The 14,307-nt window shown below is 52.8% G+C and carries 15 protein-coding genes; 4 read left to right on the top strand and 11 right to left on the bottom strand.

Annotated features, from left to right (window positions below):
* Positions 1-131 precede the first annotated feature (131 nt).
* The 3 genes from OXG87_22225 to OXG87_22215 are packed head-to-tail and all read right to left on the bottom strand — an operon-like array spanning position 132 to position 3,371.
* Positions 132-1,433: a BNR-4 repeat-containing protein gene (locus OXG87_22225; protein ID MCY3872274.1), complete on the bottom strand. Its 1,302-nt coding sequence runs from the start codon at positions 1,431-1,433 to the stop codon at positions 132-134.
* Positions 1,434-1,454: 21 nt separating this feature from the next.
* Positions 1,455-2,480, bottom strand: coding sequence for a sialidase family protein (locus OXG87_22220; protein ID MCY3872273.1), 1,026 nt, complete (start codon positions 2,478-2,480; stop codon positions 1,455-1,457).
* Positions 2,481-2,495: 15 nt separating this feature from the next.
* Entirely contained in the window at positions 2,496-3,371 is an 876-nt protein-coding gene (locus tag OXG87_22215; GenBank protein ID MCY3872272.1) for an amidohydrolase family protein, read from the bottom strand.
* A 97-nt stretch (positions 3,372-3,468) separates the two neighbouring features.
* Between OXG87_22215 and OXG87_22210 the strand changes: the two genes are divergently transcribed.
* From OXG87_22210 to OXG87_22200, 3 genes are all read left to right on the top strand, one after another.
* Positions 3,469-4,410 carry a dihydroorotate dehydrogenase gene (locus tag OXG87_22210; GenBank protein ID MCY3872271.1) on the top strand — a complete coding sequence of 314 codons (942 nt, stop codon included), beginning with the start codon at positions 3,469-3,471 and terminating at the stop codon, positions 4,408-4,410.
* Complete coding sequence (locus tag OXG87_22205; protein MCY3872270.1) at positions 4,325-4,849, top strand: septal ring lytic transglycosylase RlpA family protein; 525 nt, start codon at positions 4,325-4,327, stop codon at positions 4,847-4,849. The genes OXG87_22210 and OXG87_22205 overlap by 86 nt, the downstream gene beginning before the upstream one ends.
* 273 nt (positions 4,850-5,122) lie before the next feature.
* Positions 5,123-5,542, top strand: a complete 420-nt coding sequence (locus tag OXG87_22200) for a hypothetical protein (protein MCY3872269.1) — start codon at positions 5,123-5,125, stop codon at positions 5,540-5,542.
* A 26-nt stretch (positions 5,543-5,568) separates the two neighbouring features.
* Here OXG87_22200 and OXG87_22195 read toward each other — a convergent pair whose 3' ends face one another.
* The 8 genes from OXG87_22195 to OXG87_22160 form a co-directional block, all read right to left on the bottom strand.
* Positions 5,569-6,600: an ATP-binding cassette domain-containing protein gene (locus tag OXG87_22195; GenBank protein MCY3872268.1), complete on the bottom strand. Its 1,032-nt coding sequence runs from the start codon at positions 6,598-6,600 to the stop codon at positions 5,569-5,571.
* A complete protein-coding gene (locus OXG87_22190; protein MCY3872267.1) occupies positions 6,551-7,384 on the bottom strand; it encodes an ABC-2 family transporter protein in 834 nt (277 codons plus the stop codon). The genes OXG87_22195 and OXG87_22190 overlap by 50 nt, the downstream gene beginning before the upstream one ends.
* Before the next feature lie 126 nt (positions 7,385-7,510).
* Entirely contained in the window at positions 7,511-8,266 is a 756-nt protein-coding gene (locus OXG87_22185; GenBank protein MCY3872266.1) for an ABC-2 family transporter protein, read from the bottom strand.
* A gap of 38 nt (positions 8,267-8,304) precedes the next feature.
* Positions 8,305-9,675 carry a protoporphyrinogen oxidase gene (hemG, locus tag OXG87_22180; protein MCY3872265.1) on the bottom strand — a complete coding sequence of 457 codons (1,371 nt, stop codon included), beginning with the start codon at positions 9,673-9,675 and terminating at the stop codon, positions 8,305-8,307.
* A 21-nt stretch (positions 9,676-9,696) separates the two neighbouring features.
* Positions 9,697-10,629, bottom strand: a complete 933-nt coding sequence (gene hemH / locus OXG87_22175; GenBank protein ID MCY3872264.1) for a ferrochelatase — start codon at positions 10,627-10,629, stop codon at positions 9,697-9,699.
* Positions 10,610-11,650 carry a uroporphyrinogen decarboxylase gene (gene hemE / locus OXG87_22170; GenBank protein ID MCY3872263.1) on the bottom strand — a complete coding sequence of 347 codons (1,041 nt, stop codon included), beginning with the start codon at positions 11,648-11,650 and terminating at the stop codon, positions 10,610-10,612. The genes hemH and hemE overlap by 20 nt, the downstream gene beginning before the upstream one ends.
* Complete coding sequence (locus OXG87_22165; protein MCY3872262.1) at positions 11,643-11,888, bottom strand: hypothetical protein; 246 nt, start codon at positions 11,886-11,888, stop codon at positions 11,643-11,645. Before OXG87_22165 ends, hemE begins: the two co-directional genes overlap by 8 nt.
* 9 nt (positions 11,889-11,897) lie before the next feature.
* Positions 11,898-13,232: a glutamine synthetase family protein gene (locus OXG87_22160; protein MCY3872261.1), complete on the bottom strand. Its 1,335-nt coding sequence runs from the start codon at positions 13,230-13,232 to the stop codon at positions 11,898-11,900.
* 579 nt (positions 13,233-13,811) lie between these two features.
* Between OXG87_22160 and OXG87_22155 the strand changes: the two genes are divergently transcribed.
* Positions 13,812-14,210 carry a T9SS type A sorting domain-containing protein gene (locus OXG87_22155; GenBank protein MCY3872260.1) on the top strand — a complete coding sequence of 133 codons (399 nt, stop codon included), beginning with the start codon at positions 13,812-13,814 and terminating at the stop codon, positions 14,208-14,210.
* The last annotated feature ends 97 nt before the right edge of the window (positions 14,211-14,307 follow it).

Below are 14,307 nucleotides of genomic sequence, written 5' to 3'. Positions count from 1 at the left end.
CGTCGAATGTGTTGTTTGAGCAGGTGGGGGGCGTGCGAAAGATGCTCGTCGTGCCGGCGGTCTCGATGCCGTGTCACTCACTGATAGTGCGCGAAATTTATATCTTCAGGAGCTAACACTGAGTTCATAGCTCACGACACATCTCGCCCTATCTTCAATCTTTCAGAACAAAAAAACACCTGATTATTGATCACCTCGCCTGTCTCTTTATCTGGATAACGGGACTCCCCATCAAAAAAGACAAAAGGCGGGTATTGCCCTGCGGGAATGGTATTGGCGCCTGTAGGACGTTCCAGATTCGCCTCGTTAAAAATCGCATCCTCTGGCAACGCGAGCCGTGTCTTCCAATCCCCATCCCCCTCATTCAAAGTCAACCAGACCAGACGCTTATCCTCTGTCTCCCAGTTTAAACCACGCGTGGGCTTGCCATCATTCCAGCCCTTGCCAAGAGGCTGAAATTCCAGCAACGCATAAAGAGTACCCGCTTCATCCACACTAAACGCACCCCGGCACCCCGTCGGACGGTGGTCTGGAAAACCCGCATCAATGGACTCCCGCTGCCAGACACCCTCTGCATCGAGATAAGCGTGAACAATCTCGCCCGGCTCATCCAAATGCGAAATATAGAGAACATGTGGACCCTCAGAAGAAACTACAATACAACCCTGTGCGAGAACCTCGGGACGGGGCATAGGTTCATGCCGCTCATCCTCCTCAGAACGAACGAGAATATCGAGTTGCTCCGGCCGCGCTGGCAACTCGACGCGCGTGCCATCGGCCCTCTCCCACGTCTCGCCACCATCTCGGCTACACATATAACACACAGCCTGATGTAGCCCGCGGTGATCGTAGGTCCCCCTCCCCTCGTAAAAATCTATCACAAGATGAAGAACGCCATCTGCACCGACAGCCATACCCGTCTGAAACGCACCATAACCCGTATAATCCTCACGCCGCTTAACCAATTTCCCGCGTTCTCGCCAGGCCTCACCCTTATCTTTAGAATAAAAATCCACACCATCCCAGCGATTGGATGAACGCACCGTCAAATAAAGCGCATCGTCCAAACCGCACACAACAACTGGATAGGTCCCCGACCCGGCTGGCTCTCCCTCTGTCCATTCACTCGCATCATTGGGCCGCACCGACCGCCGATACGTCACCGGCGAATTGTGACCACTCATAATAGCCTGCAAATAGCCCTGATGGTCAATAGTCATAACCGGACGCGCGTGATTATCGCGCCCCTGATTAAGCGTAAACGGTCCCAAACATTCGCCAGTATCGCGATCAAAAGTGCAAACCCTGTTAAAATAGCCCTCACGCGTAACATCCTGCCAGACCACATGCGTCCTACCCTCATGCGTAACAACCTTGTTCCCCGCGCCAGAAGTTGCGCGCTCACTGCCAATTTGAGAGATTAATCTGGTCACATTGAACTCCCTGTAATTGTATCATATCCCGAACCGCTCAAAAATCAGATACTGATACGAATGTTCTTCCCCCGCCTCATACAAACACCCAACATCGCCCTCGGGTAACAGAGCCAGACAGGAATACGCCGCTGGACCCTCGTGCAACAACTTTTCCCGGACCCACGTCTCTCCGCCATCCTCGCTCAAACGCACAGTCATATTCTCGCGCTCCCCGCGTCCCTTACCCGGATAAAACCGTTCCCCAGCTTCGGGACTTTCTACCGGCGTGAGCGACACTGGATTTGAAAAAAACAATCGGTCGCCTTCGCCTATCAAACTCGCCTGACATTTCGGACACGGCAAATTCGCATCGTGTACAACCTCTGACCAACTGTGTCCCCCATCTCCACTCACCGAAATCCCCCGCAACCCTTCGCTAAACGTCTGCATCCGAATATTCATCTTCAACGACCCATCCGCCAGTTCCACAACCTGACATTCATTCGCACCCGGTGTAATCAACGCGCTCATCTGCCACGTCGCCCCATGATCATCGCTGTAAATCGCATGCGAACCATTGCCATAAGTCTCATCCTCCCGATGATCGCACGGAATCACCAGCCGTCCCCTGTGTTCCCCCCGCTGCAACTGAATACCAACGCCCGGACCCGTCGCATACCAATTCCACGAAGGCTTCTTCACAACCGCAGTAATCTCCGTGGGATCTGCCCACGTCTTCCCATCATCCCCACTATGCGTAATAAACACATCGTCATTCTCTCGACAAAACGGCAACCAGATCACACCCGTATCACCATCCACCACGGGACACGGATTGCCAATCGTCACCTCCCCAGGCTCACCGTAAATCAACAACTGTTCAGACCACGTCTCCCCACCATCCTCTGACCGCTTCACCAACAAATCGAGATCCCCGTGATCTCCCCGCCCGGTGCGTCGCCCCTCGCAAAACGCCAGCAGTGTCCCCGCCTTTGTCACCAGCAATGCGGGAATGCGATACGTGTGATATCCATCTTGTCCACTGGTATAGACATGTGTCTTCATTTTTCCTCCCTTGTATTATGCTCCCTCCACAGGAACCAGACGCAGTGCATTCTCGCAATAAATCTTCCGCCTGACATCCTGCGGCAAATCCAACCCATCTATATGCACCTGCAACGCATTCCCCGGAGCATCGCGCCCAAACAACAAACGATCCTGATATTCAATCAAAAAATCTCGCCCCTCATCATCCATCCTCTGCAACGCATTCAAACCAGAACCCGCTGACAAATCCGCCCAGAGATTCGCATATTCTGCAAACAAATCGAATAAACGGCCACCCGGCACAATCTCACCCGAAGGATATGTCTCCGCATCCGTCGCCTCATCCCCGCTCACATGCCGCCAGAACCCAGGCGCGTGACCGACAAATATCGTATCTGGACACGCCTGCAGCGCCTGCTCCAGCGCGCCAATCTCCCCGCCATACCAATACTCCTGATACACCCCATTCAAAAACGGCGTATCAATATGCAAAACCACTGGCGCGCCCAACGCACCCGCCTTGCGAAATAACAAAATCGCACGCGGATCGTTCAACAACATCCGATAGCTCCACTCCCCACACACCCGAACGCCATGCGAATAATACGCCGCCTCAAAAAGTCCTGCCGCATCACCCTCCGACGGACAGGGACAATACCCCGCCACAAAACGATCCGGATACTTCTCACACGCCCGCGAAAGATCATTCAACGTCGTACCCGCGTGCGTGCCATCGGGCCGCGCATTGACCGGATTAAACACGCGATGGCTGCTCGCCACATGCTCACCCGGCGGCAAATACCACGTAAGCAACCACGCCACATCATACCCGAACTGATCCATCTCATTCAACACGCCCTCGGCATTCAAACCGTGATAATAAATGTGATTGTGCGCATCAATAATCATCGTACAAACCCCTGTTTCGTGATTTTCCTTGACGCAGATTCAATCCCCAAATAATATTAAGCGCCGCGTCATAAAGAAACACCCTAATTTTAATCCAATGTCCAACTCCAAACAATTAGACCTCTCGACAAAAATCGCCAAAAGGCTCACCCTCAAAAACCCCGTCATCATGGCATCGGGCACTTTTGGGCACGGCGCCGAATACGCGTCCCTCTTTGACCTGAGCAAAATCGGCGGCATCGTCACAAAAACCATCACCTATCACCCCCGGGCGGGCAACCCACCGCCGCGCACAGCCGAAACCCCATCCGGCATGCTCAACGCCATTGGCCTGACCAACCCGGGCATCGACGCATTCATCGCCGAAAAAGTCCCACCCCTCGCCGCGCTCAACACCGGACGCATCGTCAGCATAGCGGGAACATCGGACCGGGAATTTGCCGACATGGCCGCCCGATTCAACGACCTCGACGGCATAGACGCCCTCGAACTCAACATCTCATCGCCCAACATGAAAGACGGCGGCATGCTCTTTGGCTGTTCCGAGCGCGCCGCCCACAACGTAACCCGAGCCGTCAAAGCCGTATCGCAATTACCCATCATCGTCAAACTCACCCCAAACGTAACCGACATCGCCGCCATAGCCAGCGCAGTCGAAGAAGGCGGAGCAGACGGCATCGCCCTCATCAACACCCTGCTGGGCATGGCAATCGACATAGACACGCGCCGCCCCATCCTGGGAAATATCACGGGCGGTTTATCTGGCCCCGCGATCAAACCCGTCGCCCTCGCCCTGCTCTGGAAAGTCGTCGAACGGGTCTCTATCCCCGTCATCGGCATGGGCGGCATAGCCACAGCGCGCGACGCCATTGAATTCCTCATCATTGGCGCATCCGCCATACAGGTCGGAACCACGACCTTTGTTCGCCCCCTTGCAGCCCTGGAGATACTCGATGGCATTGCAGAATATTGCAAAACACACGAAATCGACCGCATATCCGACCTCGTCGGCAGCATGCAACCCCCTGCGGCGCATTAAAATCTCCCATCTGCTCTGCATCTTCCTCTGCGTCTCTATCATGGGATGTGCATCGCACCCCCGCTATCGCGGCAAACCCATCACAGAAAAACCCAAAGTCTCCAAACCCTCCAAAACAACCGCGTCTCCAAAATACCGATCATCTCAAATAGGCTACACATCCTACTACGCGCACAAATTTCACGGACGGCCAACAGCCAGCGGTGAAATCTACGACATGAACGGCTTATCCGCCGCACACCGCGAATTGCCCCTTGGCACCATCATTCGCGTCACCCACCTAAGCAATGGCAAATCCGTCGTCGTCAAAGTAAATGACCGCGGCCCCTTCGTTGAAGGACGCATCCTCGACCTCTCCCTCGGCGCAGCCAAAAAACTGGACATGGTCAACGAAGGCGTCGCCCGAGTCAAAATCGAAATCGTCAAATCCGTCAATTAGCCTCTTGTTTTTATTAACAAATACCCTATTTTTTACTGATGCCGCCAGTATCTCATCCCTTCAAACAAGGAAGCATGGTCATCCTCATGAATTACAACGACCATGCACCACCACACGTCCATGTTAAATATCAGGGAGACATTCGCAGCTATCGACTCGAAATTCGATCCAGAATCTGGCTTACTCCAGGCAGAATGTTACCCTCCTCTTTGCGACGATTGGTTGAAATCTGGGTAGAAGCACACGAAGATGAGTTAATCCAACAGTGGAACAATGCCCGACAAGGACAACCGATTTCTATCGTGGGATAATATGATGAAATGGAAAGAATGGCAAACCGCAGCAGACGATGCAACTCTGTGGGTAGATAACGAAGAAAAGGGGCTACTCAAAGCCGAATATCTGACCGCTTACGTCTTGCGCCTCTGGTTTGAAGAAGACCTCGATATTTCCATTTACGATCTGGATTTCTATCCGCTCTTTGTTGAAGAGAATCCAGGAGGCGTTTTTGAGTTGCTACGCAATAAGGAGCGATTTCGTCAGGCGATTGGCGACTATGCCTTGATCTGGCCCAATCCCGAAACAGGTGAATATGACGAACAAGCCATTGATCTTGCTCCCGAATGTGTGCGTTTTTTTTGTGAACGTTTTGGCAAAATTGTAAAAGGTCTCCAGAAGGAACAGGTCGCCTGATACTATTTTAACCAATCCATTCCCTCCTATTCCTCCTCTCCTTCCCCATCCCAATACTCATACATATCTGCAATAACATCATCAATCGGAGCGCGATGTGTTTCCACATCGCGAATAGTCGTTTGCTCTGCCGCTTCATCGAGCAAAGTGGGTATCGATATTTGCGCCGCGTCAAACGTAAAGTGATGGCGATTGTCTTCGCTCTCGACAAATTGAACGCCTGAAAGTTGCGGCGGAGACGTATCGGCAGTCTCAATAATGAGATGCCTGCGGTCCCCAAATTGACCGCGCAACTCCCGAAAATCCCCATCAAACGCGATATTGCCCTTATCGATCATCACAATGCGTCCCGCGAGCTGCTCCAGCTCATCCATATCGTGACTCGTAATCATAACCGTAACGCCCTTTTCCCGATTGAGACTCTTGATAAACTCCAGCATATTGCGTTTGGCAAGCACATCAACCCCGATGGTAGGCTCATCCAAAAAAAGAATCTCAGGCTCGTGCATAAGCATAAGCGCCAGATCCGCCCGCATCTTTTGCCCCAAACTGAGCTGACGCGCGAGACTATTGAAAAACGCGTCAATCCCCAGAAGATCCTTCACAAAATCGAGCATAGCATCATACCGGTCCCGGGGAATATCCCACACCACCCGCTTCCACTCAAAACTCGCCGCAACGGGCTGGTCCCACCACAACTCTGTCCGCTGACCAAAAACCACGCCAATGCGATTGACATAACGAACGCGATCCTTCATCGGATCCATACCCAGACAGCGAACCGTTCCAGAAGTAGGTGCAAGAACACTGGAAAGCAGCTTAACAGTCGTGGATTTTCCCGCACCATTGGGACCTGCATACGCCACGATCTCGCCGCGGCGAATCTCGAGATTCACCTTCTGCAACGCGCGAATCTCCCGGATATTGGGCCGAAACAAATTCTTGAAAACATCCCGAACCTTCTCCGAACGCTGGCGCTGGTAAAAAATTTTATCGACCTCGGTCAGTTCAACCGCGATGTCCGAAACCGAGGTAGCGCTGTGACCCGGTCTGTGCATAATGCTGCATTCCTTTTTTAAATAAAATCCATGCCATGAGGGACAAAACCATTGCCACAAGCGGCGTATGCCACAGGCTCGACGGCGCAATACCGAGCAACTGGCGGCAGGGATACCACGCGACAAAACCCACGGGCAAAACAGTAAGCATACTCGTAAGCACATAGCTGCTCAGCCCATCCAGCGGAAAAGACTTGAGCTGGAACATAAAATTGACCGCGCGACTGCTAATCTCCTCCGCGGCAACCGGTGCCCAAAAAGCCAGACTCCCCCACACAAAAGAAAAAGATAGCACAATCGCGCAGGAAGACGCGAGATTGCAAAAAAATATCAACCACCAGTACAGCGTAAACGCCGCATCAATCTGAAAAATAGCCCAGGACCAAATACCAATCCCCGTCAGCAAAGACCACGACCCGGAAAACGGCATAAACCCCTCGGTCAACAACCCCATCCACACCGGCTGGGGTTGCACGAGCGTATGATCCATCTGACCGCGCCCAATGCGGCGGCTAATCTGGAGCACATTATAGCTAAACCCCATATCTAAAAACCCGCGAACAAGCGCGGCATAACCCAGCATAAAAACAATCTGATCGCGCGACCACAGGCCAATACCTTCAAACCGCTCAGCCAGCAGAAAAACCGCTGTGACACCCGCGAGATTAAGAATGATATCAGAGACAATATTAATGAAAAAAAACCGAAAATCCCGCGTCATCCACATAAAATCCAGATAAGCCTGCACCCGCCAGCGGGCGAAGAGTGTTGTCAAAGTCTTCACAAAAATTAAACCTCCTGGATCGCGGCTCAACACCATGCCGCGATGACGATGGTCCTCCCTTTACTCTTCACACTTCATCGTGAACTGGTCTGGACTGCGACCAGTTGTACCCCGTTCCACACTTCTTTATCCCCCATGCGAAACCAGACGTTCGCGATTGGCATTCCAGAGCAGATGAGCGACGGGCCAGAGAACAACAGCCCAGAAAGCTTGAAGGCCCATGAGGAAAACGGGATCACCCGTACCCGTATAAATGCGCAGCGGCGCGGACGCCAGCGAAGCAAAAGGCAAAAAAGTCAGAACATCCCCAATACCCCAGGGCATCAATGCAAGAGGAATAATCGCGCCCGACAACAAAACACTCACCGCATCTCGAATCTGTGTCAAAGCATAGACATGTTGCTCCAGCAAAACCATAAAACTCGCAAAAATGAAATCAAACGCCGCACCGATAGCAATGCCCAAAATCAAACTACACAAAAACAAAACCCCAGCAAACGCGCTCTCCGGCAATGGATCGACCCCCAGAAGGGGCGCCAGACAAAAAAGCGGCAGTGAAAACAAAATGAGATTGGGCAAACCCGAACCAAACATCTCCGCCATAAACTGACCGTAAATACCCACCGGGCGCAAAAAGCGATTGGCAATATCCCCGCGCCAGAGCGCCCCATCCAGACCTGTACGCACAGAAATCTGCCCGGCAAAAACCTCGGCAATCAGAGTATAAGTAAGCACCGCATTGCGCGTCATCCCAGAAACCTCCCCTGTCTCAGGCAACAACATCCGCCACAGAGAAAGCAGGAACACCACGCGCAACAGGCGCAAAGCAGAGCCACCGACAAGAACCCACCCCTTGTCATCCAGAGAACGGGTGGCAACCATGATAATTGTCTTGAGATGTTTATGGGTTGTAATGAACATCATAGAATCCGATCTACCGTATCCATCGCCTGCACAATACAATCGGGAATCGCCGACCCGCGATAAGCACTCCCCGTCAAAAACAACCCACCCACCTGCGCGGCGAGACCCTCCATCTCAGCCACGCGCTCCAGATGCCCCACATCGAACTGGGGGCGTCCTCTTCTCCAGCGAAAAATGCGCGCAAACAGAGGATCACCCGTCAACCCCATCAAATCTTCTAACTCCTCGCGCGACAGTGCAATCAGCGCCTCATCATCCAGATCCACCAGATCTTCCTGCCCTGCTCCCCCCACAAATGTACGCACCAGAACCCCATCGTCCGGCGCGCGAAAATCCAGCTTAGTCGAAACCCATGTACACGCCGTAATCCGCCGCCCCTCGTGTTTCGGCGACAAAAAACCAAACCCCTCAAAATCGTGTTGTCCCTCAACATCTCTCTTACGATACGCCAGAGAAACCGTCGCCGTTGAAACATAGCGAATATCGCGCAACAAAAGACTCAAATCCGGCGCAAAATCCGTCACCAGATCAGCCGTCACATAAGCCGGCGTCGCCATCACCACGGCATCTGTCCCCATCACCTCCTCACCTGCGACCACCTCAAATCCACCATCCACCTTTCGCACAGCCCCAACCGCAACACCCCGGCGCAAATCCCCATCCAAACCCGTAACCAGAGCATCAGCCAACTCACCCATCCCACCGACCAGCGTTTGAAACATCGCAGTCCCCGTGGATGCGCGCGTCTTCCTCATCGCCCGCACGCCCTTGATCAAACTCCCATAGCGCTGCTCCATCGCCACATACATCGGAAACGCGCACTGCATACTCAAACGCTCTGCATCTGCACTGTGGATACCCGCCAGCATCGCCCCGCCAATATTCACAGCCTCCTCGCCCAATCGTCGCCGAATAAAACTCGCCAGACTCTCATCGCCCTCGTCTCTCCGCCGCGGCACAAACACCTCCAGCCCCATCCTCACCTTCCCAGAAAACGAATACAGCGGTGACGTCACCAGAGACCAAAACCTCGCGGGCACCAGAGAAAAATCCTCCGGAAAAGCCACCAGCTTCCCATCCCGCACCAAAAACGTCCGCTGCCGATCATTATTCGTCGAAATCAGCCGATCCGCCAGCCCCAGATCCTTACACAATTGGATACCCGCGGGCTTTTGCGTCAGCAGCAAATCCGGACCGCCCTCAATCAAAAAACCATCCACCGACTCCGTCGCAATCATCCCACCCCATCGGTCGCTGCGCTCCAGCAAGGCATACTGGACATCCCGATCCTGTTCTCGCGCTCTTTTTTCCAAATAAAAAGCGGTCGCAAGACCCGCTATGCCACCGCCAATAATAGTTATATGCATATCGCTATCAGCCTTCTGCTTTCAAATCACCTCTTCCACGGCATCGGCAATCGCCTCGATAAACACGGGATCGCTATTCATCATCTCTGTGCGCGCCAGGCGAATCCCGCATTCTTGCGCAATCTCCTGGCAACCGATATCAATATCGTAAAGCACCTCGACGTGATCGCACACAAAACCAATAGGCGAGACCAGAACATCGCGATAATTGCCAGAAGCCAGTGCCGGAATCACATCTTCAATCTGCGGACCCAACCAGGGCTCGCCCGTATGTGCGGCACTCTGATATGAAAACATCCAATCCACTGGACCCAATCGATCGACAATCGCCTGGGCATTGCGCTTTAATTCATCGTCATAGGGATCGCCCATCTTCAACAACCGCGCCGGCAAGCTATGCGCTGAAAAAACCACCTTTGCCTTCCGCCTCGCATCCTCCGGAAACTTCTCCAACCCCGCCCCCACCTTTGCCGCCTGCGCCTCAATCAACCGGGGCTGATCGCACCACGAATTGACATAGACAAAATCAATAGCACTACCCACTTCTCTTTGTGCATCCTCGACCTTCTGCTGATACAGCCCAATACTCATCTGAGAATAATGCGGCGCCATCACAATACCCACAGCCTTTTCAACACCATCCCCCTGCATCTTGGCCACCGCCTCCACAATCCGCGGCTTCCAGTGACGCATCCCCGTATATGCCTTCACACTCCGCCCGCGCTTCTTCAACACCGCCTCAACATGCCCTGCCTGCTCAAACGTGCGTTCATTCAGCGGCGACTTGCCACCGATCTGCGCGTAGCGACTGCGAAACTCCGCCACAAACTCTGGCGACATCGGCCTCCCACCCCGAATATCACTCAAATAAGCCGCCATATCATCCAGCGAATCGGGGCTGCCATAAGCCATTAAAAGCACGCCTACTGTCTTCTCATTGCGCCGTATATTCATGCACAAAATCAACCAATTTCCGCACATGCTCCACAGGTGTGCGCTGTAAAATCCCATGACCCAAATTAAAAATATGCCCCGGCTTTCCCCTCACCGAATCCAATATGCGCCTCGTCTGCCGCTCTATCTCCTCAAAAGGCGCGAACAACACAACGGGGTCCAGATTGCCCTGCACACCCACATCATCGCCCAAACGACGCCACGCCAAATCTATATCAACCCGCCAATCAACGCCAATAACATCGCCCCCCGCCTCTTTCAACAACTCGAGAATACCCGCCGTGCCCGTGCCAAAATGAATAAGCGGCACATCCACCTCTTCTTTCGCAATCGCAATCGCCTTTTGCGAATGCGGCAACACGTACTCGCGATAATCTGCCGGACTCAACGCACCGACCCAGCTATCAAACACCTGCAATGCCCCGGCACCCGCCCTGACCTGCGCGATGAGATAATCGCCTATCGCCGTCGCCATCATATCCATCAGACGATGCCATTGCGCAGGCTCGCCATACATCAACCCCTTGGCAATCTCGTAATTGCGCGACGAACCACCCTCCACCGCATAACAAACCAGCGTAAAAGGCGCCCCCGCAAAACCGATCAGCGGAACGCGACCATTGAGTTCTGCGACAGCCATCCGAATGGCATCACCGGCATAAGGCATCGCCTCTTCGGCGGGACTCACGGTCAACGCATCGATATCTGCCACCGTGCGAATCGGATTGTGAATAACCGGACCTTCGCCCTTTAAATAGTCCAGATCCAAACCCATCGACTCGAGAATCGGCAGCAAATCCTGAAAAATAATCGCAGCATCCACATCATAGGCGTTCACGGGTTGCATCGTAATCGCCGTAGAGATCTCGGGCGTCTTCACCATATCGAGAAAACGATAGCGATCGCGATACGTCCAGTAAGCCTTCATATACCGCCCGGCCTGACGCATAAACCAGACAGGCGTCGCATCCACACACTCGCGACGACACGCCTTTAGAAAACGGCCTGAACCATCACCCATCGTCCATCCCCTCCAGCACCCGCATCAAATCCTCCAGCGACACAATTTCTTCTCCCGTCCTGAGAGACTCTGGCGCGGCATCTTCCCCAGAAGTACCAAACACAAACCACTCAAACTCGCGCAAAAACTTCAGACAATGCCACTCACCTGTGCGCGCGTAATCTTCGCTACACAACTCCCGTGGAATCGGGCACCCGTCGTAAAGCCCGCGGGGACACGGCCTGCGTTTTTTTCCCATCCCTGCACCTCACAAAATTTTGAGATGTTGATCCAGTTCGTAACCCGTCACCTGCGCCCTGTAATTGGCCCATTCGATCTTCTTATTCGCAATAAACTTCTCAAAAATGTGATCGCCCAGGGCATCGCGAAGCAAATCGCTACCCTCGGCGAGATCAATAGCCTGTGACAGATCCAGAGGCAGAGTCTTAATACCCGCTTCCTCCCGTTCAACACGGGACATCTCAGCCACATTTTTTTCCATAGGCGGTGGCACGTCATAGCGCTTTTCAACACCCTCCAACCCCGCAGATAGCATAATTGCAAATGCCAGATAGGGATTGCAGGCCGGATCGGGCGACCGGTATTCGATGCGCGTAGTACTCTCCTTATCCAGAGAATAGGCCGGCACGCGCACCAGATCCGATCGGTTGACCACCGACCACGTCGTGTACAAAGGCGCTTCATAACCCGGCACCAACCGCTTATACGAATTCACCCACTGATTGGTCACCAGCGTTATCTCACAGGCATGTCTGAGCAAGCCCGCAATAAAATACCGCGCCGTATCCGACAGATGGTATTCATCTTCAGCATCGTAAAACGCGTTATTCTCTCCCCTGAACAGCGACATATTCGTGTGCATACCATTGCCATTGACGCCAAAAATGGGCTTGGGCATAAACGTCGCCCAAACGCCGTGTTTCACCGCAATCTCCTTCACCACCAAACGGTAGGTCATCGCATTGTCCGCCATCGTCAGCGCATCGGTATAAAGCAAATCGATCTCGTGCTGGCTCGGCGCGTCCTCGTGATGACTGGACGCCACCTCAATCCCCATCTTCTCCAGCGTCAACACCGTATCCCGGCGCAAATCGCTCGCCACATCCAGAGACGTCTGATCAAAATAGCCCCCCTCATCCAAACCCTTGAGAGGAACCTCGGGTTTTTCAAAATAGAAAAACTCCATCTCTGGACTGACGTAAAACGCAAAACCCATATCGCCTGCGCGTCTCAAATTCTTTTTCAGCACCCAGCGCGGATCTCCCCGATATGGTTTGCCCCCCGGCTGGAGAATATCGCAAAACATACGCGCAACCGTACCGCCTTCTTGAGGACGAAAAGGCAGCACCTGAAAAGTATTGGGATCGGGCATTGCGATCATATCGCTCTCGTCAATGCGCGCAAAACCCTCTACGGACGACCCATCAAAACCGATCCCCTCGGTCAAAGCGCCATCGAGTTGCTCAACGGGAATGGCGACACTCTTTAGAAATCCCAAAATATCCGTAAACCAGAGCCTGATAAATTTGACCCCGTGTTCTGACGCGGCATTCAGCACGTATTCGCGGCTTCCTTCATTCATGGTTATGACCTGTATTTTGTACGACAAGAACCGGGACGGCACAGGGGCCGTCCTCTACGGTAATATTGTGATTTGTAGGGGCGACCCCCTGTGGTCGCCCGCTTACCCTGAAACAACGCGGAAATAATGGTCAAACGTACGCTTATTATATTTCCAGCAGGTTTCATAAGTGTTTCGCTAATATTAAAACTCAAGTTGTGTGGTATAAAGCAGAAAGACTATAAGCCAAAAACACGACAGTGACCATATATCGTTTTTTTTCACCATATATAGTGAGAAAGATCTAAAATGCGGGTTGGTTTTTTTTAGAATAAAAAAAATATATCTTTATTAGAAATAATCTTTTATGAATAAAATTATTTGTAGAAATCCAAATTGGCATAGTTATTGCATGCTAAAGGGTAGTGTTAATGATATACCAGCTATCCATCAACACAATCGTTTCTTGAGAGGGTGATTACTTGCTTCCCATATTAAAAGAATGTCTGAAGTTACCCTGCTTTAGTGGATAGTGTAGAAGTTTCAACCCCATCTTCCTGCGCTTATTCCTTACCACCCATTCCAAGAAGGAGGACCATCGTGAAGAAAACTCGAACATTACTCACCATTCCCGTTGTCGGACTGCTCGTACTGGCCGGCGTCTTTTCCAATGCGCCTCCCGCCCTGGCAGAATGTGAACTCCCTCTCGGCGCGACGCCTCCTGTGGAACCGCATACGACGGCGCAACAGGTGGAAAACGGCAGCGCCACCCTGATTACCTACCACCTGTCCAGCCCCGGTCCGGTGCAACTGGTGATCTACAATGTGCTGGGTCAGCCGGTACGCACATTGGTGGATCAGTCCCAGGCTGCTGGCTCCTACCAGATTCGGTGGGATGTCCTCGACCAGCGGGGCGTCTCACTATCGACGGGGATCTACATCGCACGTCTGAGCTATCCTGGCGGGGTACAGACGCAACGGCTACTCTACCTCAAGTAGCGCCGAATAAAAAATTTATTTGCTTACCAGGGCATCTTCATGTTATTCTTCCTGCGCTTATTCCTTACCACCCATTCCCAAAAGGGAGGACCATCGT

The organism is Gemmatimonadota bacterium, assembly GCA_026706845.1.
In the GTDB taxonomy this organism is placed as follows: domain Bacteria; phylum Latescibacterota; class UBA2968; order UBA2968; family UBA2968; genus VXRD01.
Note: the sequence above shows the minus strand (reverse complement) of the source record. Positions and strands in the feature narration are given on the sequence as shown.

What these genes read in the sequence shown, in the direction of transcription:
- OXG87_22185 (MCY3872266.1), bottom strand. Translation starts at nt 8,266, where the DNA reads ATGGTTGCCACCCGTTCTCTGGATGACAAGGGGTGGGTTCTTGTCGGT.
- OXG87_22215 (MCY3872272.1), bottom strand. Translation starts at nt 3,371, where the DNA reads ATGATTATTGATGCGCACAATCACATTTATTATCACGGTTTGAATGCC.
- hemH (MCY3872264.1), bottom strand. Translation starts at nt 10,629, where the DNA reads ATGAATATACGGCGCAATGAGAAGACAGTAGGCGTGCTTTTAATGGCT.
- OXG87_22165 (MCY3872262.1), bottom strand. Translation starts at nt 11,888, where the DNA reads ATGGGAAAAAAACGCAGGCCGTGTCCCCGCGGGCTTTACGACGGGTGC.
- OXG87_22200 (MCY3872269.1), top strand. Translation starts at nt 5,123, where the DNA reads ATGCCCGACAAGGACAACCGATTTCTATCGTGGGATAATATGATGAAA.
- OXG87_22210 (MCY3872271.1), top strand. Translation starts at nt 3,469, where the DNA reads ATGTCCAACTCCAAACAATTAGACCTCTCGACAAAAATCGCCAAAAGG.
- OXG87_22205 (MCY3872270.1), top strand. Translation starts at nt 4,325, where the DNA reads ATGGCATTGCAGAATATTGCAAAACACACGAAATCGACCGCATATCCG.
- OXG87_22220 (MCY3872273.1), bottom strand. Translation starts at nt 2,480, where the DNA reads ATGAAGACACATGTCTATACCAGTGGACAAGATGGATATCACACGTAT.
- OXG87_22160 (MCY3872261.1), bottom strand. Translation starts at nt 13,232, where the DNA reads ATGAATGAAGGAAGCCGCGAATACGTGCTGAATGCCGCGTCAGAACAC.
- OXG87_22195 (MCY3872268.1), bottom strand. Translation starts at nt 6,600, where the DNA reads ATGCACAGACCGGGTCACAGCGCTACCTCGGTTTCGGACATCGCGGTT.
- hemG (MCY3872265.1), bottom strand. Translation starts at nt 9,675, where the DNA reads ATGCATATAACTATTATTGGCGGTGGCATAGCGGGTCTTGCGACCGCT.
- hemE (MCY3872263.1), bottom strand. Translation starts at nt 11,650, where the DNA reads ATGGGTGATGGTTCAGGCCGTTTTCTAAAGGCGTGTCGTCGCGAGTGT.